22 protein-coding genes are annotated in these 21487 nt (G+C 66.0%); 17 read left to right on the top strand and 5 right to left on the bottom strand.

What is annotated here, in order from left to right:
• Nucleotides 1-4 precede the first annotated feature (4 nt).
• Nucleotides 5-2437, bottom strand: a complete 2433-nt coding sequence (locus K2O51_RS14975; protein WP_220631291.1) for an LPS-assembly protein LptD — start codon at nt 2435-2437, stop codon at nt 5-7.
• A gap of 160 nt (nt 2438-2597) precedes the next feature.
• Between K2O51_RS14975 and K2O51_RS14970 the strand changes: the two genes are divergently transcribed.
• The 17 genes from K2O51_RS14970 to K2O51_RS14890 all read left to right on the top strand — a co-directional run bounded on the left by K2O51_RS14970 (nt 2598) and on the right by K2O51_RS14890 (nt 18073).
• Nucleotides 2598-3632 (top strand): aminoglycoside phosphotransferase family protein, encoded by a 1035-nt coding sequence (locus tag K2O51_RS14970; RefSeq protein ID WP_011296685.1) that lies wholly within the window; start codon nt 2598-2600, stop codon nt 3630-3632.
• An 80-nt stretch (nt 3633-3712) separates the two neighbouring features.
• Entirely contained in the window at nt 3713-4420 is a 708-nt protein-coding gene (locus K2O51_RS14965; RefSeq protein WP_084791892.1) for an AzlC family ABC transporter permease, read from the top strand.
• Nucleotides 4417-4740 carry an AzlD domain-containing protein gene (locus tag K2O51_RS14960; RefSeq protein WP_011296683.1) on the top strand — a complete coding sequence of 108 codons (324 nt, stop codon included), beginning with the start codon at nt 4417-4419 and terminating at the stop codon, nt 4738-4740. The genes K2O51_RS14965 and K2O51_RS14960 overlap by 4 nt, the downstream gene beginning before the upstream one ends.
• Nucleotides 4737-5474 (top strand): N-acetylmuramate alpha-1-phosphate uridylyltransferase MurU, encoded by a 738-nt coding sequence (murU, locus tag K2O51_RS14955; RefSeq protein ID WP_011296682.1) that lies wholly within the window; start codon nt 4737-4739, stop codon nt 5472-5474. Before K2O51_RS14960 ends, murU begins: the two co-directional genes overlap by 4 nt.
• 80 nt (nt 5475-5554) lie before the next feature.
• Nucleotides 5555-6949, top strand: coding sequence for an aminopeptidase P N-terminal domain-containing protein (locus K2O51_RS14950; protein ID WP_220631290.1), 1395 nt, complete (start codon nt 5555-5557; stop codon nt 6947-6949).
• Nucleotides 6946-7425 carry a hypothetical protein gene (locus tag K2O51_RS14945; protein WP_011296680.1) on the top strand — a complete coding sequence of 160 codons (480 nt, stop codon included), beginning with the start codon at nt 6946-6948 and terminating at the stop codon, nt 7423-7425. Before K2O51_RS14950 ends, K2O51_RS14945 begins: the two co-directional genes overlap by 4 nt.
• Nucleotides 7406-8644, top strand: a complete 1239-nt coding sequence (locus K2O51_RS14940; RefSeq protein WP_220631289.1) for a UbiH/UbiF/VisC/COQ6 family ubiquinone biosynthesis hydroxylase — start codon at nt 7406-7408, stop codon at nt 8642-8644. The genes K2O51_RS14945 and K2O51_RS14940 overlap by 20 nt, the downstream gene beginning before the upstream one ends.
• A gap of 284 nt (nt 8645-8928) precedes the next feature.
• Nucleotides 8929-10005, top strand: coding sequence for a tRNA dihydrouridine synthase DusB (dusB, locus tag K2O51_RS14935; protein WP_220631288.1), 1077 nt, complete (start codon nt 8929-8931; stop codon nt 10003-10005).
• Nucleotides 10002-10235 (top strand): Fis family transcriptional regulator, encoded by a 234-nt coding sequence (locus K2O51_RS14930; protein ID WP_011296677.1) that lies wholly within the window; start codon nt 10002-10004, stop codon nt 10233-10235. Before dusB ends, K2O51_RS14930 begins: the two co-directional genes overlap by 4 nt.
• Nucleotides 10236-10257: 22 nt before the next feature.
• A complete protein-coding gene (gene purH, locus K2O51_RS14925; protein ID WP_140948944.1) occupies nt 10258-11829 on the top strand; it encodes a bifunctional phosphoribosylaminoimidazolecarboxamide formyltransferase/IMP cyclohydrolase in 1572 nt (523 codons plus the stop codon).
• A gap of 385 nt (nt 11830-12214) precedes the next feature.
• A complete protein-coding gene (gene ruvC / locus K2O51_RS14920; RefSeq protein WP_011296675.1) occupies nt 12215-12760 on the top strand; it encodes a crossover junction endodeoxyribonuclease RuvC in 546 nt (181 codons plus the stop codon).
• 116 nt (nt 12761-12876) lie between these two features.
• Complete coding sequence (locus tag K2O51_RS14915) at nt 12877-14001, top strand: glycerophosphodiester phosphodiesterase (RefSeq protein WP_245001911.1); 1125 nt, start codon at nt 12877-12879, stop codon at nt 13999-14001.
• Between the two features lie 73 nt (nt 14002-14074).
• Nucleotides 14075-14656, top strand: a complete 582-nt coding sequence (ruvA, locus tag K2O51_RS14910; RefSeq protein ID WP_011296673.1) for a Holliday junction branch migration protein RuvA — start codon at nt 14075-14077, stop codon at nt 14654-14656.
• Between the two features lie 34 nt (nt 14657-14690).
• On the top strand, nt 14691-15749 hold the full coding sequence (gene ruvB / locus K2O51_RS14905; protein WP_220631286.1) for a Holliday junction branch migration DNA helicase RuvB: 1059 nt from the start codon (nt 14691-14693) through the stop codon (nt 15747-15749).
• A 203-nt stretch (nt 15750-15952) separates the two neighbouring features.
• Entirely contained in the window at nt 15953-16546 is a 594-nt protein-coding gene (locus tag K2O51_RS14900; RefSeq protein ID WP_011296671.1) for a hypothetical protein, read from the top strand.
• A gap of 44 nt (nt 16547-16590) precedes the next feature.
• Complete coding sequence (locus tag K2O51_RS14895; protein ID WP_011296670.1) at nt 16591-17175, top strand: BPSL1445 family SYLF domain-containing lipoprotein; 585 nt, start codon at nt 16591-16593, stop codon at nt 17173-17175.
• Nucleotides 17176-17338: 163 nt separating this feature from the next.
• Nucleotides 17339-18073 carry a queuosine precursor transporter gene (locus K2O51_RS14890; RefSeq protein ID WP_220631285.1) on the top strand — a complete coding sequence of 245 codons (735 nt, stop codon included), beginning with the start codon at nt 17339-17341 and terminating at the stop codon, nt 18071-18073.
• Between the two features lie 28 nt (nt 18074-18101).
• On the opposite strand, the gene K2O51_RS14885 is transcribed toward K2O51_RS14890, so the two are convergent.
• The 4 genes from K2O51_RS14885 to tyrS all read right to left on the bottom strand — a co-directional run bounded on the left by K2O51_RS14885 (nt 18102) and on the right by tyrS (nt 21284).
• Nucleotides 18102-18776 carry a histidine phosphatase family protein gene (locus K2O51_RS14885; protein WP_041679469.1) on the bottom strand — a complete coding sequence of 225 codons (675 nt, stop codon included), beginning with the start codon at nt 18774-18776 and terminating at the stop codon, nt 18102-18104.
• Between the two features lie 59 nt (nt 18777-18835).
• Nucleotides 18836-19483 (bottom strand): YbhB/YbcL family Raf kinase inhibitor-like protein, encoded by a 648-nt coding sequence (locus K2O51_RS14880; RefSeq protein ID WP_011296667.1) that lies wholly within the window; start codon nt 19481-19483, stop codon nt 18836-18838.
• Between the two features lie 80 nt (nt 19484-19563).
• Nucleotides 19564-20034 carry a D-aminoacyl-tRNA deacylase gene (dtd, locus tag K2O51_RS14875; protein ID WP_220631284.1) on the bottom strand — a complete coding sequence of 157 codons (471 nt, stop codon included), beginning with the start codon at nt 20032-20034 and terminating at the stop codon, nt 19564-19566.
• Between the two features lie 8 nt (nt 20035-20042).
• A complete protein-coding gene (tyrS, locus tag K2O51_RS14870) occupies nt 20043-21284 on the bottom strand; it encodes a tyrosine--tRNA ligase (protein WP_011296665.1) in 1242 nt (413 codons plus the stop codon).
• Nucleotides 21285-21487: the final 203 nt, after the last annotated feature.

The raw sequence follows: 21487 nt of genomic DNA, 5'->3' as shown, positions 1-21487 counted from the left end.
TCCGTCATTCATAGTGATCAAACTGGGTCGTCGGCACCGGCTTGGCGGTGACAGGTTCGTACCCAGGAACATTCAGGCGCAGGATATCAAGCGGATTCGAGCCGATCTTCGACAGTCCGCGGAACTCCACCTGCAGGAAGATCCGGCCGGTATAGCCCTGCGTGGTATTGCGGTAGCGCTGGTAGACCACGCGGCCCACCCAGCAGTCAGCCGCGTATTCCAGGCCGGCGAGCGCATCGACCATCTGGTTCGCATTGCGGTCGAACGCGAAACGGCCTATGCCATAGGCGCGCTGGGTAATGGGCCACTGACCGGAAATCTCGAACTGGTCGATGGCGGTGTTGTCCGTGACCGACGTGGCCCGCCGGTAGCGGTAGCCCACGTTGAGCAGCTTGCGCGGCTCCGGACGCCACGCGAACGCCAGGTTCGAGTAGTTGATGTGTTCCGAATCCGGATTGTATTGGATGCCTGCATCCAGGTAGTAACCACGGAACAGCTGAATGGTCGTGGCGGCCAGCAGGTCGGAGCTCCCGGCCTTCGGATCCGTCAGCGTGCCGTTGATCTGCACGCGCTGGCCACTGAAGTCGTAGCGTTGCGCGATGGTGCCGCGGAAACGCTCGATGCCGGTGTCGGCTTCGATCAAACGCGTGGTCAGGCCGGCAGTCAGCTTATTGTTGTCGGCCACCCGGTCATAGCCGGTGAACGGGTTCTCGGAAAAGATCTGGCCGTAACCGAAGTCCGACTGCACGGTATCGAACAGCGGAAACTGGCTCTGGTCGCGGAACGGCGTGTAGACGTAGAACAGCCGCGGCTCGAGCGTCTGCAGGTAGTTGACCCCGAACACCCGGCTCATGGTCGGCGCGTCGCGCTCGAAGGTCATGCCCGAATCGAAACTGAATGTCGGTACCGTGCGAGAGAAGTTGTTCTGCGCCGTCGGCGTATTGCTTTGCGCCTCCATCTGGTACTGCGTGGCGTTGAAGATAACCTTCGGCGTCGCGTACCAGCCCGGCCGCACGATCGGATAGCTGATGGTCGGCTGCACGAACATGCGCTCGCCCTGCGGCTGCTGGAAGCCGGTCGAGGTCAGCGGGATGCGGAAACGCGTGTAGTCGGCCTCCACCTGCACGTCGAAGCCGCCGAGGTCATAGCGGATGTACTTGCCGTTGAGCTGCGGCTCGCGCTCGTAGGACGGCCCGCTCGGCAGCAGCGTCTGGAACTTCTGTACGCGCGCGAGGACCGTGAAGTCCTGCCAGTTATAGGTGACACCACCTTCCTGGATGTACTGCCGCTGCGTCGATTGCGCCACGGTACGCGTCAGATCGTCCGGATACCGGTCGTCCGATACGCGGTTCAGGTTCAGGTAAGCGTTAAGCCCTTTCGCCAGGTTCTGGGTATGCTGGAACGAATAGGACCAGCGGTTCGAATTCGTCTGACGGTCATCCGGCAGGATTTCAGCGCGCAGCCGGCCCGAATATCCCTGGCCGATGTACCGGTAGTCGCCGCCGAGCATGAAACCACGCGACGTCATGATGCGCGGATACAGCGTCAGGTCACGGTTCGGCGCGATGTTGAAGTAGTACGGGAGCGTGACGTCGAGGCCCGATTTCGACCCGTAGCCGAACAGCGGCGACAGGAAACCGCTGCGGCGCTCGTCGGTGAGCGGGAAGCTGAACACCGGGGCGCCCGCGATCGGCACGTCGAAGAAATGCAGCACGCCGCCGTAGGCCACGCCCACTTCGCGATCGCTGTCCAGGTCGAGCTGGCGCGCGCTGAAGTACCAGTCGGCGTTGTCCGGCGAGCACGTCGTGTACGTGGCCCGCTTGATCACACTGCGGTCCTTGTCGATGAAATCGATGCGTTCGGCCTTGCCCGTACCGCCGGTCTGCTGGAAGTAGTAGTCGGGCGAGAGCATGTAGCCCTCGTTCGCCTCGACCTTCATACGAGCCTCGGGGCCCACGGCCAGCGCGCCGCCGCGCGACACACGGGCATTGCCATGCGCGAAGGCTTCGTCGGTGTCCTGGTCGTAGGTCAGCTTGTCGCCCTTGACCACGGCGCCGCCCCGGCGCAATTCGGCATTGCCTTCGAGCACTACGCCACGCTCGTTGTAGCCGGTGAGCCGGTCGCCCGACACGAATGCTGGTGGGTTTTCCCCAGGCTGGGTGGTCTTCGCGGGCTCGGCCAGGCGCGGCACGAGCTCGCCGGACACAGGCGGCGCCAACGGCACTTCCGGGGCGGTTTCCACCACGGACTCGGTCTGATCGATGTCTGGCACCGCCGAACTGGACATCTGGGCGTGCGCGCCCACCGACAGGCCGGCCATGGCCAGCACCAGCGGCCGCAGGGCGCTGGCAGGCAGCCGGCCGGTGCGGCTGGATAGGCCGGAAAGCGCAGGCGGCTTGTTGGCTCGTTTGTTCGGTGATCGTCGTTGTTCGGTCATGCGAGCGGGTTGTCAGTCACGTCGGCGGCGACGGCTTGCCTGCTAGCCGCCAGCCCCCCACGGAACAGGCTGCGGGGCAACGGTGAGCCCCTCCCGGGGGCCGCCCGGCGCCCGGGTCTGGTCGGGTATTATACGGGGCAACCAATTCTCCATTTCCGGCATGGCAGCACTTCTTCACGACCCACGCCTGGACCAGCTCAAATCCTGGGTGTCCGGACTCGGTCCGGACTGGTCCGTCGACCCTGATTCCTGCACCCCCGCTTCGTCCGACGCGAGCTTCCGGCGCTACTTCCGCGTGAGCACCGGCAACCCCGCGCATCCGACCGCGATCGTGATGGATGCGCCGCCTTCGCATGAAGACTGCCGGCCGTTCGTCCATGTCGCGGCCCTGTTCGGCGCCGCCGGCGTCACGGTGCCGACGGTGCTCGAACAGGATCTCGACCAAGGCTTCCTGCTGCTGGCCGACCTGGGCAGCCAGACTTATCTGTCGCGGCTCGACGACTCCTCCGCCAGCGGCATGTATGCCGACGCGGCGGTCTCCCTCGTCCGTATCCAGGCCGCGACCCGTGCCGGCGAACTGCCCGCCTACGACCGCGCCCTGCTCCAGCGTGAGCTGGACCTGTTTCCGCAGTGGTACATCGCCAAGCATGTTGGCGCGACGCTGACGGACGCCCAGCAGGCCGACCTGCGTGAAGTGATGGATACGCTTCTCGCCAACAACCTCGCGCAACCGCAGGTCTACGTGCACCGCGACTACCACTCGCGCAACCTGATGGTGCTTCCCGGCGGCGCCAATCCCGGCGTACTCGACTTTCAGGACGCCGTGATCGGCCCGATCACCTACGACGCGGTGTCGCTGTGGCGCGATGCCTACATCGAATGGAATGAGGAGCAGCAGCTCGACTGGCTGATCCGCTACTGGGAGCGCGCGCGCAAGGCCGGGCTGCCGGTGAACGCCGACTTCGGCGAGTTTTACCGCGATTACGAGTGGATGGGCCTGCAGCGCCACCTGAAGGTGCTCGGCATCTTCGCGCGCCTGTACCACCGCGACGGCAAGGACGGCTATCTCGCCAACCTGCCGCTGGTGCTCAAGTACACGCGCCAGGTCGCCGGCCGCTACACCGAACTGCGCAAACTGATCCGCCTGCTCGACGCGCTCGAAGGCGCCGCAAGCCCGGCCGGCTACACGTTCTGAACGGGGGCCGAGCAGTGCCCCCTACCGGCCTTCCTGAAAGCTCCGAGACCATCACCCGCTCCGGCGAGTGGTGGGCCGGCATGCGCGCGCTCGCGCCCATGCTGCTGGGCGTGGTGCCGTTCGGCCTGATCTATGGCGTGCTGGCGGTCGGCGCCGGCATGCCCGCGTGGCTCGCCTGCGCGATGAGTGCCATCGTGTTCGGCGGCGCGTCGCAGATGATCCTCACGCAACTGTGGTCGGCCGGCACGCCGGCACTGATCATCGCGGTCACGGTCGCGATGGTGAACCTGCGCCATGCGCTCTACTCGGCCACGATCGCGCCGACGCTCGCGCACCTGCCGCGCCGCTGGAAGGCGCTCATCGCCTATCTGCTGACCGATGAGGCGTTCGCTGCCATGACGCACCGCCTGGCCGATACCGGGCCGCGCCAGCGCTATCGCCACTGGTATTACTTCGGCGGCGGCTTCGCGCTGTGGGCAAGCTGGCAGGTGTCGACACTGGCCGGCGTGCTGGTCGGCGCGCAGGTGCCGCGCGACTGGCCGCTCGATTTTTTCCTGCCGCTGACTTTCATCGGCATCATCGTGCCGGGCCTCAAGCACCGCGCACAGGTCGCAGCGGCGCTGGTCGCTACCGCGCTAGCTGTGGCCTGCTTCGGCATGCCGCACAAGCTTGGTCTGATGGTCGCGGCGCTGGGCGGCATTGCCGCCGGCATGCTTCTGCTTGGCCGCGGCAAGACCTCCGGCGAGCGGCCGGCAGGCAAGGCCGCCGTCGGCAAGGAGACGGCATGAGCTCGCTGACCTTGCTCTGGGTGTTCCTTGGCGCGGGGCTGGCTACGTTCCTGATCCGCCTGTCGTTTATCGCCGTGGAAGGCCGCGTACGGCTGCCGTCGTGGTTCCGTACCGCCCTGCAGTTCGTGCCCGCAGCCATGTTGTCCGCGCTGATCGCACCCGACCTGCTGATGCGCGGCGGCGAACTCTACGTGAGCCCGTTCAATGCAAGGCTGGTCGCCGGCCTGGTGGCGATCGTGATCGCCGCGCGCACGCGCAGCATCGGCTGGACCATCATTGGCGGCATGGCTACCCTGCTCGCCATGGAGACCCTGATTTGAAAGCCATGATCTTTGCCGCGGGCCGCGGCGACCGCATGCGCCCGCTGACCGACACCTGCCCCAAGCCGCTGCTGCCGGTCGGCGGCAAGCCGTTGATCGTCTGGAAGATCGAGGCGCTGGTGCGCGCGGGCCTGCGCGACATCGTCATCAACCATGCGTGGCTCGGCGAGCAGATCGAGGCGGCGCTGGGCGATGGCAGCCGCTATGGCGCGCGCATCGCGTACTCTGCCGAAGGCAGCGCGCTCGAGACCGCCGGCGGCATTGCGAAGGCCTTGCCGCTGCTGTCGCACGCGCCGGAACGCGGCGAGATCTTCCTTGCGGTTTCCGGCGATATCTTCTGCGAATACGACTTCCGCACGCTGTTGCCGCGTGCGCGCCAGATGGCCGGCTTGCCGTCGCCGCGCATGCATCTGGTGATGGTGCCGAACCCGCCGTTCCACCCGGCAGGCGACTTCGCGCTGCGAGCCGACGGCCTGCTTGCACTGGACACTGCGCCGGACGCCGAGCGCCTGACCTTCGGCAACATCGGCCTCTATGACACGCGCCTGTTCACCGACATCGCCCCTGGCACCAGGGTCGCGATGACCCCGAGCTACCGCGCAGCCATCGCGGCAGGCACAGCCAGCGGCGAGCGCTTCGACGGCCTGTGGGAAAACGTCGGCACGCCTGCCCAGCTTGCCGCACTGAACGACGCTGTCGCCTCGCGCGGTACCGCGATCGCAGGCGGCGCCTGAGCCGCTTGCCAGCGCCGCCGGGCCCTGCGCGCCGGCGGCGTTAGAATCTGATGCATTCCCCCTACACAGTTGGCGATCCTATGTCCGCACCCGATTCAGCCCTCTTGTCCGCCTGCCGCGATCGCCGCGCGCGCGTGCTGCAGCACCTGCGCGCTAGCGGCGGTGGCGTGGCCATCCTGCCCACGGCGCCGGAAGCCATGCGCAACCGCGACAGCGACTATCCGTACCGGCACGACAGCTATTTCTATTACCTGACCGGCTTCACCGAGCCCGAGTCCGTGCTGGTGCTGGTGGCCGGCCAGGGTGCCGAACCCGACCGCAGCATCCTTTTCTGCCGCCCCAAGCATGAGGAACGCGAGATCTGGGACGGCTTCCGCTACGGCCCGGAAGGCGCACGCGCGACCTTCGGCTTCGATGAAGCGCATTCGGTCGAGGAAATCGACGCGATCCTGCCTGGCCTGCTCGCCAATCGCGCGCAGCTCGCGTATCCGCTCGCTGCCTCGACGCGCACCGACATGCAGGTGCGCCGCTGGCTCGATGCGGTGCGCATGCAGGGCCGCGCGGGTGTTGCAGCGCCCTCGGTTGCGACCGACATCCGCACGCTGCTCGACGAAATGCGGCTGATCAAGGATACCGGCGAACTGGCCACCATGCGCCGCGCCGGCGAAATCTCGGCAGGCGCCCACGTGCGCGCCATGCAGGCCTCGCGTCACGGCCTGCGGGAATACCACCTCGAAGCCGAGCTGCTGTACGAATTCCGCCGCCACGGCGCGCAGAGCGTGGCCTACAACTCGATCGTCGCGGCGGGTCCCAATGCCTGCGTGCTGCACTACCGCGCGGGCCCCGCCGAACTTCGCGACGGCGACCTGTGCCTGATCGATGCCGGCTGCGAATTCGATGGCTACGCGTCCGATATCACACGCACGTTCCCCGTATCGGGCCGCTTTTCGCCGGCCCAGCGCGAACTTTATGACCTGGTGCTGGCCGCACAGGACGCCGCCATTGCCGAGACGCGCGTCGGCGTGCCGTACAACGTGCCGCACGATGCCGCGGTGCGCGTGCTCGCGCAGGGCATGCTCGACACCGGCCTGCTCGATCGCAACAAGGAAGGCACGCTCGACGACGTGCTGGCCAGCGGCAGCTATCGCCGCTTCTACATGCACCGCACCGGCCACTGGCTCGGCATGGACGTGCATGACGTAGGCGAATACCGCACGGCCACGCCCGCGGCAGACGGCGAACGCCCGTGGCGGCCGCTGGAGGCGGGCATGGTGGTGACGGTCGAACCCGGCATCTACGTGCGCCCTGCCGAGGACGTGCCCGAGCGCTACTGGCATATCGGCATCCGCATCGAGGACGATGCCGTGGTCACGAACGGCGACTGCGAGATCATCACGCGCGGCGTGCCGGTCAAGGCCGACGAGATCGAAGCGCTAATGCGAGACCGCAACACCCTGAACGGAGGCAAGGCATGATCGGATGGCTGCGCCGACTGTTCCCCGGCAATACCGGAACACCGCATAACCCGCCTGTAAAGCGCCACGTCGATCCGAGCGAACCGTTCGTGATCAACCTTTACGATGACCGCGTGGTGGTGCACCGACCCGACGGCCAGCGCGAAGAAGTCATGTGGGACACGCTCGAACGCGTCGTGGTGCGTGTGTCCAACGCAGCGCCATGGGCGGGCAAAGTCTGGCTGATCCTGATCGGCGCCGCCGATAGCGGCCAGGGCTGCGTGACGCCAATGGATGCCGCCAATGCCACCGCTCTGCTCGAGCGGCTGCAGGCGCTGCCTGGCTTCAACCAGCAGAAGCTCGACAACGCGCTGCGCGATGCCTCGGCCGGCAAGTCGCGCTCCGACGCGGTCTGCTGGAAGCGCGGCGCGCAGGCGGAGCCGGCATCGGATATCAACACGGACCGGAGTCCCGGCAATGACGCAGGCCGAACCTGAAGTCCGCGACATCGCCATCGTCGGTGGCGGCCCGGTAGGGCTGGCGCTGGCTTGCCAGTTGCTGCTGGCTACCGACTGGCGCATTACGCTGATCGACGCCGCCACGCCGGCGCGCGCGGCGCGCGACCCGCGCGCCATCGCGCTGTCCCACGGCAGCCGCCAGTTGCTGGAGCAGATCGGCGCATGGCCCGTCGCCGGCACGGCGATCGAGCACATCCATGTCTCGCAGCGCGGGCGCCTAGGCCATGTGAAGCTGCACCACGAGGACTACGGGGTGCCGGCGCTTGGCTACGTGGTGCGCTATGGCGAGCTGTGCAACGTGCTCGAGCGCGCGCTCGGCCGGGCCACGCATCAGGCAGGCGAATCGCGCCTGCTGCGCGTGTTCGAAACCCGCATCGACGACCTCCATCAGGATCCGCTGATCGGCGGCGACTTCGACGGCATCGATGCGATGAGCGGCGAGGTCCATCTCACCGGCACGGCGACTGACGGTCAAGTGGCGCGCTTTACCGCGCGCATCGCGATCCAGGCTGAAGGCGGCCTCTTCCACCAGCAGGTCGCGCATGCGGGCCAGGGCTCGCGGCATCGCGACTACCGGCAAACCGCTGTGATCGGCCATGTTGCGTGCTCGCGCCCGCGCCACGGCTGGGCGTGGGAGCGGTTCACCGAGGAAGGGCCGCTGGCGCTGTTGCCCTATGACGAGCACGGCATCGACGGCTACGCGCTCGTCTGGTGCTGCCCGCCCGACCAGGCCGCGCGGCGCATCGCACTGAGCGATGCGGAGTTCGCGGAGGAGCTTAATGCCGTGTTCGGCGACCGCCTAGGGCGCTTCACGCTGGCTGGCAAGCGCCACGCGTTCCCGCTCGGGCTCAATGCCGCACCGGTAACGGTCGATGGCCGCATCGCGGCAGTTGGCAATGCCGCCCAGACGCTGCACCCGGTGGCGGGCCAGGGACTGAACCTGGGCCTTCGCGATGCATTTGCGCTTGCCGATTCCCTGCGTGCGGGCTGCTCGCCGCGCTCGCTGCAGGCCTTCGCATCGCGCCACAGGCTGGACCGCGCTGTGACCATCGGCGTCACCGACCTGCTGCCGCGCGTGTTCGGCATCCCGTCCCCGCTGGCCGCGCATGCGCGAGGCGCGTCCCTGGCGGCGCTGGCTTGCGTGTCACCGCTCAAGCATGCGCTGGCGCGCCACATGATGTACGGCATGCGCCGGTGATCCACAATGACGGGACCGCGACAGCGGCTCCCGCCATGCGCCAGGTAATCTATTCGAGGCATTTTCGGACTTCGCCTCTTGCTTTGATGCTCAATTCTTGGGCAGCAGCAGTCGTTTGGCGGTAGAATCCAGCCCTCGCTCATGCCCGTGAACATTGCCGACAGCCGTTTCGGCACGGGTGTGTTTTTTCGTTTCACTCCAGTTACGCCGCCGGGCAATCCCGTTTCGCATAGCGCAGCACGCGCGCCGCCGGGATCAGCGCTGGCCGGCATCGCCCGCCCAACGTGCAGATAGGACCACACCAACTTCGCAACAACCTGTTCGTCGCCCCCATGGCGGGTGTGACGGATCGCCCTTTCCGCCAGCTGTGCAAGCAGCTCGGGGCAGGCTACGCGGTGTCGGAGATGGTGGCGTCCAACGCACAGCTGTGGAAAAGCGAGAAGACCATGCGCCGCGCGAACCATGCCGGCGAGGTCGAACCGATCTCGGTGCAGATCGCCGGCGCGGAGCCAGGCATGATGGCCGAGGCTGCGCGCTACAACGTCGATCGCGGCGCGCAGATCATCGATATCAATATGGGCTGCCCGGCCAAGAAGGTCTGCAATGTGGCCGCGGGGTCCGCGCTGCTGCAGAACGAGCCGCTGGTGGTGCGCATTGTCGAGGCCGTGGTCGCCGCCGTCGGCGATCGCGTGCCGGTCACGCTCAAGATCCGCACCGGCTGGAACCGCGAGAACCGCAATGCGCTGCGCATTGCGCGCATGGTGGAAGACGCGGGCATCAGCATGCTGACCATCCACGGCCGCACGCGCGCGGACTTGTACCACGGCGATGCCGAGTACGAGACCATCGCCGCGGTCAAGGCCGAGCTCCGTATCCCGGTGGTAGCCAACGGCGACATCACCACGCCGCAGAAGGCGAAGCAGGTGCTGGCGCTGACGGGCGCCGACGCCATCATGATCGGCCGCGCGGCGCAAGGCCGGCCTTGGCTGTTCCGTGAGATCGAGCACTTCATGAAAACCGGCGAACTGCTGCCGTCGCCCGAAGTGGCCGAGATCCGCGCGATCATGAACGCGCACCTCGAAGACCACTATGCGTTCTATGGCGAGTTCACCGGCGTGCGCACCGCGCGCAAGCATATCGCGTGGTACACGCGCGGGCTGCGCGGCGCAAACCTGTTCCGCCACCGCATGAACACGCTGGAAAGCACCGGCGAACAACTGGCCGCGGTCAACGCCTTCTTCGATGAGCAGGCGCAATGGTCAGACCGGCTCGTCTATGTCGATGAGGCAGATGCCGGCGGAGAAGAAGCGAACAACAACAACGACAACGACAACGACAAAGGGGAGTTGCTTGCCGCATGAGCCGCAACGCTATCGACCAGTGCATCCGGGACAGCCTGGATAGTTACTTTCGGGATCTGGACGGCGAAGAGCCTTCCAATATGTACAACATGGTGCTGGAGGCCGTCGAGCGCCCGCTGCTCGAAGCCGTGATGGTGCGCGCCGAGCGCAACCAGTCGCTGGCCGCCGCCTACCTCGGCATCAATCGCAATACGCTGCGCAAGAAGTTGCAGCTGCACGGTTTACTTTGAATTTGAAGCGTTTCGCACAGCCATGATCAAGCAAGCTCTCCTCTCTGTTTCCGACAAGACCGGCATCGTCGAATTCGCGCGCGAACTGAACGCGCTCGGCGTCACGCTGCTTTCCACCGGCGGCACCGCCAAGCTGCTGGCCGACAGCGGCCTGCCCGTCACGGAAGTGGCCGACTACACCGGCTTCCCCGAAATGCTCGACGGCCGCGTGAAGACGCTGCATCCGAAGGTGCACGGCGGCATCCTCGCGCGCCGCGACCTGCCCGAGCACATGGCCGCACTGGCCGAGCACGACATCCCGACGATCGACTTGCTGGTGGTGAACCTGTACCCGTTCCAGCAGACCGTGGCAAAGGATGACTGCACGCTGCCCGACGCGATCGAGAACATCGACATCGGCGGCCCGACCATGCTGCGCTCGGCTGCCAAGAACCACCGCGACGTGACCGTGATCGTCGATCCGGTCGACTACGCCGTGGTGCTGGACGAAATGCGCGCCAATGGCAACAAGGTTGGCTACGACACCAACTTCCGCCTCGCGACCAAGGTGTTCGCGCACACCGCGCAATACGACGGCGCGATCACCAACTACCTGACCAGCCTCGGTGCCGACAAGTCGCACCAGGCCCGCAGCGCCTACCCGCAGACGCTGAACCTGGCCTTCGAGAAGGTCCAGGAAATGCGCTACGGCGAAAACCCGCACCAGTCGGCCGCGTTCTACCGCGACCTGAAGGCCGTGGATGGCGCACTGGCCAACTACGTGCAGCTGCAGGGCAAGGAACTGTCGTACAACAACATCGCCGACGCCGATGCGGCCTGGGAATGCGTGAAGTCCTTCGCCGTGACCACGCCCGCCTGCGTGATCATCAAGCACGCCAATCCGTGCGGCGTGGCTGTGGGCGCCAATGCCCTCGAAGCCTACGACAAGGCTTTCAAGACCGACTCCACCTCGGCCTTCGGCGGCATCATCGCGTTCAACGTCGAACTCGACGAAACCGCGGCCCAGGCCGTGGCGAAGCAGTTCGTCGAAGTGCTGATCGCCCCGTCGTTCAGCGCTGCCGCGCGCGCCGTATTCGCATCCAAGCAGAACGTGCGCCTGCTCGAAATCCCGCTGGGCAAGGGCATCAACCAGTATGACCTCAAGCGCGTGGGCGGTGGCCTGCTGGTGCAGAGCCCCGACGCCAAGAACGTGCAGCCGACCGAACTGCGCGTGGTCACGCGCCGTCATCCGACGCCGAAGGAAATGGACGATCTGATGTTCGCCTGGCGCGTCGCCAAGTTCGTCAAGTCCAACGCCATCGTATTCTGCGGCGGCGGCATGACGCTGGGCGTCGGCGCAGGCCAGATGAGCCGTGTGGATTCGGCCCGTATCGCCAGCATCAAGGCGCAGAACGCGGGCCTGACGCTGGCGGGTTCGGCCGTGGCATCGGACGCCTTCTTCCCGTTCCGTGATGGCCTGGACGTCGTGGTAGACGCCGGCGCAACCTGTGTCATCCAGCCGGGCGGTTCGATGCGCGACGACGAAGTGATCGCCGCCGCCGACGAGCGCGGCATCGCCATGGTCCTGACCGGCACCCGCCATTTCCGCCACTAAGCAAGGCAAAGAAATAGAAAGCTCCGGGGCGCGGACCTATCCGCGCCCCGGAGCTTTTTTTCTTTTTCTCAGCGCGGCCCAGAGGCACAGTGCCCGAACCAGGCACCACTCCCGCCTCCCGGGTTTCGAGGATGGCCTGTCAACGAAGGTGCGCGCTCCGATCAGCGAGCGACAGGCAGCCAGACTAACCTCTGAAGCCAATACCCGTACAAAAACACTGGCACACTACGATCAGTATTCGCCCGTTAGGGCAAGCAAACGCGCTTTTTGGTTACTTTTTGTCGCTCGGACAAAAAGTGACTCGCCGGCTACGCCGGCGAAACAGCGGCGCAAGTCAAGAACAAAGCCCGATCAAAGCCTGACAAAGCAACCCCAAAAAACATAAATGCGTATTCTCGGCATCGACCCCGGCCTCCGCACCACCGGCTTCGGCGTCCTGGAAAAGCACGGCAACAAGCTTTCCTACATCGCCTCGGGCACCATCAAAAGCAATGGTGAAACCGACCTGCCCGCGCGCCTGAAGACACTGTTCGATGGCATCAGCGAGGTAGCCCGCACGTACACACCGGATTGCGCAGCGATTGAAAAGGTCTTCGTCAACGTCAACCCGCAGTCCACGCTGCTACTAGGTCAAGCACGCGGCGCGGCAATCTGCGGCCTGGTCGGCCAAGGCCTGCCGGTGTTCGAATACACCGCCCTGCAACTGAAGGTAGCCGTAGTCGGCTATGGCCGCGCCAACAAGGAACAAGTGCAGGAAATGGTCATGCGTCTGCTAAGCCTGCCGGGACGGCCCAGCACTGACGCCGCCGATGCATTGGGCGTCGCGATCTGCCACGCCAATGGCGGCGACACGCTCGGCACGCTGTCGGGCCTCGCCCCTGAACTGGTCCGCAAGGGCATGCGCGTCCGCCGAGGGCGCCTGATCGGCTGATCGGCCAACATCGGTCTCCACAAGAGACAGCGCCCGGTCTCTTACAATCGAGGGCATTTGCCGCGCACGGCGGCCACGGATCTTATTCCATGCCCAGCTTCCGATCTTGCTTTCGCATGACCCTGGCCGCAGCGCTGCTGGCAGGCTGCGCCACGAGGCCAACCCTGCCTCCAGCGCCCAAGTCTGCGGCCGTGCCTGCGGCAGCCCCCACCCCCGCCGCGAAGCCACTGGTCATCGCCCACCGCGGCGCCAGCGCACTGCGCCCCGAACACACGCTGGCGGCCTACGCGAAGGCCATCGAGGACGGCGCCGATGTCATCGAGCCCGATCTCGTCAGCACGCGCGATGGCGTCCTCATAGCACGCCATGAGAACGACATCGGCGGCACCTCCAACGTCGCCGAGCTACCGCAGTTCGCCAGCCGCAAGCGCACCAAGGTCATCGACGGCGTGCGCCTGACCGGCTGGTTCACCGAAGACTTCACGCTGGCCGAATTGAAGACACTCCGCGCGCGAGAGCGCATTCCCAAACTGCGCCCCGCCAACGCCCGCCTGAACGACCAGTTCGAGATCCCGACCTTCGATGAGATCGTACAGCTCGCGCAGCAGGCATCGCTGCGCACCGGCCGGCAGATCGGCCTGTATCCGGAACTGAAGCATCCGAGCTATTTCCGCGGCATCGGCTTGCCGCTCGAAGACAAGCTCGTCGATGCGCTGCGCCGGCAGCCGTACCTGCGCGAAGCACCCGTCTTCATTCAGTCGTTCGAGGCTGGCAGCCTGCGGCAGGTGCGCAAGATGATCAATCACGGCATGCCGAATGTCCGGCTTATGCAGCTCATCGGGAACCTGAAGCAAACCCCGCCCGACTGGCGGCTCGCCGGCGACACGCGCACCTATGGCGACATGCTGACTACGACTGGCCTGCGCGAAGTGGCCAGCTACGCCGATGGCATCGGTCCGGAAAAGAACAGCGTGGTGCCGCGCGACGCGCAGGGCGGCCTTGGCTCGCCCACGGCCGTCGTGCGCAATGCGCATGCAGCGGGCCTGCTGGTGCACCCGTACACGTTCCGGCCCGAGAACGCCTTTCTGCCCAAGGCATTCCAGACCGGCGGCGACGATGCGACGCGCAGTCCGGCCGGCATGGTGCGCGAGGTGCAGGTCTTTGTCGCCGCCGGCGTGGATGGCGTCTTTACCGACGACCCGGCGCTGGGCCGGCGCGCCATCGACGCAGGAACTCCGTGAATCCGCGGCACGCCGCTGGGCTACACTTGCGGCCTTCCGCAAAAACGTTGAACCGACCTTTACTGCAAACACCATGATCGGACGCATCGCCGGCACGCTTATCGAGAAGAACCCTCCGCACCTGCTGGTGGACTGCCACGGCGTCGGCTACGAGATCGATGTGCCGATGAGCACGTTCTACAACCTGCCCGCGACCGGCCAGCCGGTCACGCTACTCACGCAGCTGATCGTGCGCGAGGACGCGCACCTGCTCTATGGCTTCGGCAGCGCGGCCGAGCGCAATACGTTCCGCGAGCTGATCAAGATCACCGGTATCGGCGCACGCATGGCGCTGGCGGTGCTGTCGGGCATGTCGGTGTCGGAGCTGGCCCAGGCCATCACGTTGCAGGAAGCCGGACGCCTCACGCGCGTGCCGGGCATCGGCAAGAAGACCGCCGAGCGGCTGATGCTGGAACTCAAGGGCAAGCTTGGTGCCGAACTCGGCCACGCGCCAGGCGCGGCGCCTGTGCACGACAGCGCGGTCGATATCCTTAACGCGCTGCTGGCACTCGGCTATTCGGAAAAGGAAGCGGCCACGGCCATCAAGCAGGTTCCCGCCGGCACGGGTGTCTCGGACGGCATCAAGCTGGCGCTGAAGGCCTTGTCCAAGGCGTGAGGCGTAAAATAGCGCGATACCAGACGCCGCAGCCATGATTGAAACCGACAAGTTTTCCGCCCCCGACCGCGTGATCTCGGCCACGCCCGCTTCCTCGCGCGAAGAGGCGTTCGAGCGCGCGCTGCGGCCCAAACTGCTCGACGAGTACGTGGGCCAGGAGAAGGTGCGCGGCCAACTCGACATCTTCATGCACGCGGCGCGCAATCGCCGCGAGGCGCTCGACCACGTGCTGCTGTTCGGCCCGCCGGGCCTGGGCAAAACTACGCTGGCCCACATCATTGCGCGCGAAATGGGCGTGAACCTGCGCCAGACTTCAGGGCCGGTACTCGAACGCCCCGGCGATCTGGCGGCGCTCCTGACCAACCTCGAAGCCAACGACGTACTGTTCATTGACGAGATCCACCGGCTCTCGCCGGTCGTCGAGGAAATCCTGTACCCGGCGCTCGAGGACTACCAGATCGACATCATGATCGGCGAAGGCCCCGCGGCTCGTTCGGTCAAGCTCGACCTGCAGCCGTTCACGCTGGTCGGCGCGACCACGCGCGCCGGCATGTTGACCAACCCGCTGCGCGACCGCTTCGGCATCGTGGCGCGGCTGGAGTTCTATGCGGCCGAGGAACTGGCACGCATTGTCACGCGTTCGGCGCAACTGCTCGGTGCGCACATCGATCCACTGGGCTCTCTGGAAATTGCACGCCGTGCGCGTGGCACGCCGCGGATCGCCAACCGCCTGCTGCGCCGCGTGCGCGATTACGCCGAAGTCAAGGGCGATGGCACCATCACCCGCGAGATCGCGGACGCCGCGCTGGCCATGCTGGACGTGGATCGCGTCGGATTCGACCTGATGGACCGCAAGCTGCTCGAAGCCGTGCTGCATAAATTCGGCGGCGGCCCGGTCGGCGTCGACAACCTCGCTGCGGCGATTGGCGAGGAACGCGACACCATCGAAGACGTGCTCGAGCCCTATCTGATCCAGCAAGGCTATCTGCAGCGTACGCCCCGCGGGCGCGTCGCGACGGCCGCCGCCTACCGCCATTTTGGCCTGGCATCACCGCAAGCCGGCGACAGTGGCGACCTGATCGACGGCGAATAACGAGAGCCTGCTGCACTGCGGCAAGTCCCCGCAGCGGCCGGTCGGGACGTCAATTAAACATTTTTGTCTCGCATCCCAAATTTTTTCGAAGTGGATTGCTGGCCCCTGCCCGATTGTCCACAATGGCTTCAACGGTACCCTTGCCCCGGTACCCGGCAGTCGTGCCGGCCGGCACGGGGCGTCACCCTCCTCCAAGGAAAGCCATGATCCGTCGTTCGTCCTCCCTGCCAGCCGCGGTACTCGCTGCGGCCATGCTCTTCGCCACCAGCGCCTACGCTCAGCGTCCGCAGGCTCCGGTCGGCGTGGCCGAGGAGGCCGTGGTCAGCGGCAAGATCATCGATATCGATCCGAACACCAAGGCCGTGCTGGTACAAGGACCGCGCGGCAATGTCGTAGAGATCGTCGCTGGAGAAGAAGCAAAGAACTTCGGCCAGATCCGCAAGGGGGACATCGTCACGATCGCGCGCGGCGCGGCCATCGTGGCATCGCTCGAGCCCCTGGACAGCAAGGCGACCGCCCTGGCCGAAACCGTGGATCGCACCTCGCACGCGGCCGAAGGCAGCAAGCCCGGCGTCATGCGCGAGATCACCACGACGGTGACGGCGGAGATCACGAAGGTCGACCCGGCCAAACACCTGGTCACGTTCCGCGGCCCGCGCGAAACCTTGCGCACGGTCAAGGTGGAAGATCCTGCCATCGATCTGACCAAGATCCAGCGTGGTCAGATGGCAAAGATCGTCTATCGTGAAGTCGTAGCCATTACGGTCAGGGCGCCGGCTGCATCCGCAGCCAACTGACTTCGTACCCGACGCGGTTACTTTACCCCACCAGGAGGTTACCTATGAATCGACGCCATTTTGTTACCCGGGTTGCCGGATCGGGGCTGCTCGTCGCCACCGCGTTTACGGTTGGCTGCACGACGACAGGCACCAAGGCCTCGTCCGATCCGGCAGCGAAAAGACAGGAAATCGATGCGGGTGTTGATGGCGCGTTGAACCGCCTGTATTCCTCGACCAACGGTGCGCGCGAACTGGCAAACCGCGCACAGGGCGTCCTGGTGTTCCCGCGTGTCATTGCAGCCGGCCTCGTGGTCGGCGGCGAATACGGCGAAGGGGCACTGCGTTCGCACGGCTCGACCGTCGGCTACTACAGCACGGCGCAGGCCTCGGTCGGCCTGACCGCGGGTGGCCAGTCCAAGGCCATCATCATCATGTTCATGACGCCGGAGGCGTACAACAAGTTCGTGTCGAGCAAGGGCTGGACCGCCGGCGCCGATGCGAACGTGGCATTGGCCAAGATCGGCGCCAATGGCCAGCTCGATACCCTGACCAGCCAGCAGCCGGTCGTGGGCTTCGTGCAGACCAACGCGGGCCTGATGTTCGATGCATCGATCAACGGCGCCAAGATCTCCAAGCTCGATATCTGATCCGGAGCCGTGGCCGGCGGCCCAGCCGCCCGGCCGCTCTGCTCGCATCCATCCCGGCCCTGGCCGGGATTTTTCTTGCGGCACGGCAAGACAGCGCCCCCGCTGGCATAATCCCGCGAAAAAGCAGCAGGCACCATGCGCGCCTGCCAAACCGGGAACGTCAATGTCCACCCTGCTCACCGCCGCAGCCCGCACCGATACCAGCGGGCGCGTCTACCGCTATTACGACCTCGTCATGGTGGCCTTCGTCACCGTGCTGCTGTGCTCGAACCTGATCGGGGCCGCCAAGGCCGCGCAGGTCACGCTGCCGCTGCTGGGGCCGGTCACCTTCGGCGCGGGCGTGCTGTTCTTCCCGATCTCGTACATCTTTGGCGACGTGCTGACCGAAGTCTATGGCTATGGCCGCGACCGTCGCGTCGTGTGGGCGGGCTTCGCGGCGCTTGCGTTTGCCACGTTCATGAGCCTGGTGGTACTGCACATGCCGGTCGCGCCGTTCATGGCCGACTACCAGAAGAGCCTGGAAGATGTGTTCGGCAACACCTGGCGCATCGCGTTCGGGTCGCTGATAGCCTTTTGCTGCGGCAGCTTCGCCAACAGCTATGTGCTGGCCAGGATGAAGCTATGGACAGGCGGACGGTGGCTGTGGACGCGCACCATCGGCTCGACCCTGGCCGGCGAACTCGTCGATTCGTCGTTGTTCTATGTGATCGCGTTCTACGGCATCTGGCCGCTCGAGAAGGTGATCCAGGTCGCGGTGGCCCAGTATGTGCTGAAGACCGGCTGGGAAGTCGTGATGACGCCGGTCACGTACAAGGTCGTGAATTTTCTCAAGCGCGCCGAGAACGAGGACTGGTACGACCGCAATACCGACTTCACGCCGTTCCGCATCCGCGTCTGAGGTCTGCGGCGCGGCAGCGCTCGGAGCGTCAGGGGACGCGCCGGTCCACTTCATCCAGCGCCAGCGTTTCGAGGTGCGTGACATCGCCCCACTGTGCCAGCGTCAGGTGATGGCTGTCGCTGCGTAGCCGGTTGATGCTGGCGTTGAGCAGTTCGTGCTGGCGCGGCGCCTCCAGCGTCATGCCGGTGGCTTCCCGGTAAAGACAGTCGAGCACGCCGCCGTGTGCGACCAGCGCGATACGCTCGCCCGGATGCCGGCGCGACAGCGACAGCGCGATCTCGACGGCCCGCTCATGGAATTGTGCGAGCGATTCCCCCTGCGGCGGCGTGTAGTCGGGCACGCGCGCCTGCCAGCGCGCGAAGTCCTCGGGCAGCTTCTCGGCGACCTCGGCGTAGGTCATGCCCTGCAGCGTGCCATAGCTGCGCTCGCGCAGGCGCGGCTCGGAGCGGACCTTGAGGCCAAGTGTCTCGGCCAGGGGCGCGGCGGTCTGCATGGCGCGGCCGAGGTCGCTCGAATAGACCGCGTCGATCGGCTCGCCAGCCAGTGCCGCCGCCAGCGCGCGGGCCTGGGCCTCGCCGGTTTCATTGAGCGGGATGTCGAGCTGGCCTTGCAGCCGGCGCTCGCGGTTCCAGGCCGTCTCGCCATGACGGATCACGATCAGGTGCGTGTAGGCCAGCGAATGCGGCCCGGAGCTTTGCAACATGCCCTTTCCTTGCATTTCCTTGCGCTTGCCAGCGACCGGCGCCTGCCGGCCGCCCGGCTTCAGCCAGCTACCTTGGGATTGAGCGTGTAGGTGCCGGTCAGGCTCGCCTGTGCCAGCACATGGCCGCGAATGGCTTCCAGCACCTGGGCCCCCGTGAACTTGCCGTCCAGCGGCACGCGGTCGATATCGAGTGCGTAGACCGTGAACACGTAGTGGTGCAGCAGCGTGTCGTTCCACGGCGGGCACGGACCGTCGTAGCCGTAGTAGTCGCCCTTCATGTCGGCGTCATTGGCAAACCAGCCGGTGTAGTCGTTGATGCCATGGCGCAGGCCCCCCGCGGTGGCGGTGCCGCCGGCCGCTTCGGGGCCGGGCTTGCCGCGCGCGATCACGCCGTCGCTGTGCGAAGCCGCGGCGATCGAGGTCAGGCCCGGCGGCATGTCGACCAGCACCCAGTGGTAGAAGTCCACGCGCGGCAGCGATGCCGGCACTTCGCGGCCTTCCTGGTTGACGTCGTCGCCCTGGCTCGGCACGTCGCGGTCATGGCAGACCAGGACGAAGGACCGCGTCTGGGCCGGCGCATCTTCCCAATGCAGGTCCGGATTGCGGTTGCTCGACAGCGCGACGTGCGCGGCGGCATCAGGCACGCAGAAAGCGAACTCGCCCGGAATCGGCGCGTTGTCGGCGAAGGACTTGCTCCAGAGTTTCATTTGTCTCTCCTGTCTGTGGACGGCCGCGCCGGCGCGGCCATCGTGGTTTCCTGTTGCCTGTCGGTGTATAGCCTTGCGGTTCAGGCGTTCCCCGGCGGCGGCACGCGCAGCCAGAACGTCACCGGTCCGTCGTTGGTCAGGCTCACCTGCATCATCGCGCCGAACTCCCCGGTCTGCACATCGGGGTGCGATGCACGCGCGCGCTCGACGAAATACTCGTAAAGGCGGCGCCCGTCCTCCGGCGATGCCGCCGGCGTGAAGCTGGGCCGGGTACCGCTGTTGGTATCAGCCGCCAGCGTGAATTGCGACACGACCAGCAGTCCGCCCGCCCCGCCGTTGCCGTCCATGTTCTGGACCGGCAGATTCATCTTGCCATCGGCGTCCAAAAACACACGGTAGGACAGCATCTTGGCGAGCAGGCGGTCGGCCTGCGCCTCGGTGTCGCCGCGCTCGGCGCAGACCAGCGCCAGCAGCCCGGCGCCAATCTCTCCGGTGGTGCGGCCCTCGACCGTCACGCGGGCCTGCGAGACGCGCTGGATCAGTGCGATCATCGCCCGCCTCAGGCCAGCGTCACGCGGGCAAAGCGGCGCTTGCCGACCTGTACCACGTAGGTGCCCGCGGCCACCTTGACGGCCTTGTCGCTGACGGTCGCGCCATCGATCTTCACGCCGCCCTGCTCGATATTGCGGTTGGCCTCGGACGTGGACGGCACCAGGTTGGCCTGCTTGAGCAGTTGCGCGATGCCCAGCGGGGCGCCCGACAGGCTGACTGCCGGGATGTCGTCAGGCACGCCGCCGCGCGCGCGGTGGTTGAAGTCCTCGAGCGCCTTTTCGGCATCGGCCTGGCTGTGGAAGCGGGCCACGATCTCCTGCGCCAGCAGCACCTTGCAGTCGCGCGGATTGCGGCCGGCCGCGATTTCCTGCTTCATCAGGTCGATCTCGGCGAGCGGGCGGAACGACAGCAGCGTGAAGTACTGCCACATCAGGTCGTCCGAAATGCTCATCAGCTTGCCGAACATCTCGTTGGGCGCCTCGGTCACGCCAACGTAGTTGCCCTTGGACTTCGACATCTTCTCGACACCGTCCAGGCCGACCAGCAGAGGCATGGTCAGGATGCACTGCGGCTCCTGGCCGTATTCCTTCTGCAGCTCGCGCCCGACCAGCAGGTTGAACTTCTGGTCGGTGCCGCCAAGCTCCAGATCGGACTTCAGCGCGACCGAATCGTAGCCCTGCATGAGCGGATAAAGGAACTCATGCACCGAAATGGGAATCCCAGACCGGAACCGTTTGGTGAAGTCGTCACGCTCCATCATCCGGGCCACGGTGTACTTGGCGGCGAGCTGGATCATGCCGCGTGCGCCGAGCGGATCACACCACTCGCTGTTGTAACGGATTTCGGTGCGGGCCGGATCGAGCACCAGGCTGGCCTGGCGGTAGTAAGTCTGGGCGTTGGCCTCGATCTGCTCGCGCGTCAGCGGCGGCCGGGTGCTGTTGCGGCCGGACGGGTCGCCGATGGTCGAGGTGAAGTCGCCGATCAGGAAAATCACCTGATGGCCCAGGTCTTGCAGCTGACGCAGCTTGTTCAGAACCACCGTATGGCCGATGTGGATGTCGGGCGCGGTGGGGTCGAGGCCGAGCTTGATGCGCAGCGGAACGCCGGTCGCCTCGCTGCGGGCCAGCTTCTGCAGCCATTCGGCTTCGATCAGCAGTTCGTCGCAGCCGCGCTTGGACACCTCCAGCGCGTGCATCACCGACGGCGTGAGGGGATATTTGGCCGCGGGGCCGGAGGAAGCTTCAGTCATGACGTAAGTCTTTGAAATACATGAAAATTTGGCGGATGCGCCACTCGGCCCCGGGCCGGTTTTTGGTATAATCCGCGCTTTGCGGCACAACGTGGCTCCGGGCCCGTGGGCCACCCGCCATTCTAGGCGGCAAATAAAGATGAACAGCCCGCGCCGCACCTCGGGGGAGGAAGGCAGACGACACACATCGTCGCGGCAGCGGT

The organism is Cupriavidus pinatubonensis (assembly GCF_019602855.1).
GTDB classification, from domain to species: Bacteria; Pseudomonadota; Gammaproteobacteria; order Burkholderiales; family Burkholderiaceae; genus Cupriavidus; species Cupriavidus pinatubonensis.
The sequence above is the reverse complement of the archived record's forward strand: the minus strand, read 5'-3'. Positions and strand labels throughout refer to the sequence as shown.

Coding starts and splice junctions, on each gene's coding strand:
- K2O51_RS14950 (WP_220631290.1), top strand. CDS start 5,555: ATGTCCGCACCCGATTCAGCCCTCTTGTCCGCCTGCCGCGATCGCCGC.
- tyrS (WP_011296665.1), bottom strand. CDS start 21,284: ATGACTGAAGCTTCCTCCGGCCCCGCGGCCAAATATCCCCTCACGCCG.
- K2O51_RS14880 (WP_011296667.1), bottom strand. CDS start 19,483: ATGAAACTCTGGAGCAAGTCCTTCGCCGACAACGCGCCGATTCCGGGC.
- K2O51_RS14945 (WP_011296680.1), top strand. CDS start 6,946: ATGATCGGATGGCTGCGCCGACTGTTCCCCGGCAATACCGGAACACCG.
- K2O51_RS14940 (WP_220631289.1), top strand. CDS start 7,406: ATGACGCAGGCCGAACCTGAAGTCCGCGACATCGCCATCGTCGGTGGC.
- K2O51_RS14930 (WP_011296677.1), top strand. CDS start 10,002: ATGAGCCGCAACGCTATCGACCAGTGCATCCGGGACAGCCTGGATAGT.
- K2O51_RS14970 (WP_011296685.1), top strand. CDS start 2,598: ATGGCAGCACTTCTTCACGACCCACGCCTGGACCAGCTCAAATCCTGG.
- purH (WP_140948944.1), top strand. CDS start 10,258: ATGATCAAGCAAGCTCTCCTCTCTGTTTCCGACAAGACCGGCATCGTC.
- K2O51_RS14975 (WP_220631291.1), bottom strand. CDS start 2,437: ATGACCGAACAACGACGATCACCGAACAAACGAGCCAACAAGCCGCCT.
- ruvA (WP_011296673.1), top strand. CDS start 14,075: ATGATCGGACGCATCGCCGGCACGCTTATCGAGAAGAACCCTCCGCAC.
- K2O51_RS14900 (WP_011296671.1), top strand. CDS start 15,953: ATGATCCGTCGTTCGTCCTCCCTGCCAGCCGCGGTACTCGCTGCGGCC.
- K2O51_RS14895 (WP_011296670.1), top strand. CDS start 16,591: ATGAATCGACGCCATTTTGTTACCCGGGTTGCCGGATCGGGGCTGCTC.
- K2O51_RS14890 (WP_220631285.1), top strand. CDS start 17,339: ATGTCCACCCTGCTCACCGCCGCAGCCCGCACCGATACCAGCGGGCGC.
- K2O51_RS14960 (WP_011296683.1), top strand. CDS start 4,417: ATGAGCTCGCTGACCTTGCTCTGGGTGTTCCTTGGCGCGGGGCTGGCT.
- K2O51_RS14885 (WP_041679469.1), bottom strand. CDS start 18,776: ATGTTGCAAAGCTCCGGGCCGCATTCGCTGGCCTACACGCACCTGATC.
- K2O51_RS14915 (WP_245001911.1), top strand. CDS start 12,877: ATGACCCTGGCCGCAGCGCTGCTGGCAGGCTGCGCCACGAGGCCAACC.
- ruvC (WP_011296675.1), top strand. CDS start 12,215: ATGCGTATTCTCGGCATCGACCCCGGCCTCCGCACCACCGGCTTCGGC.
- dtd (WP_220631284.1), bottom strand. CDS start 20,034: ATGATCGCACTGATCCAGCGCGTCTCGCAGGCCCGCGTGACGGTCGAG.
- K2O51_RS14965 (WP_084791892.1), top strand. CDS start 3,713: ATGCGCGCGCTCGCGCCCATGCTGCTGGGCGTGGTGCCGTTCGGCCTG.
- ruvB (WP_220631286.1), top strand. CDS start 14,691: ATGATTGAAACCGACAAGTTTTCCGCCCCCGACCGCGTGATCTCGGCC.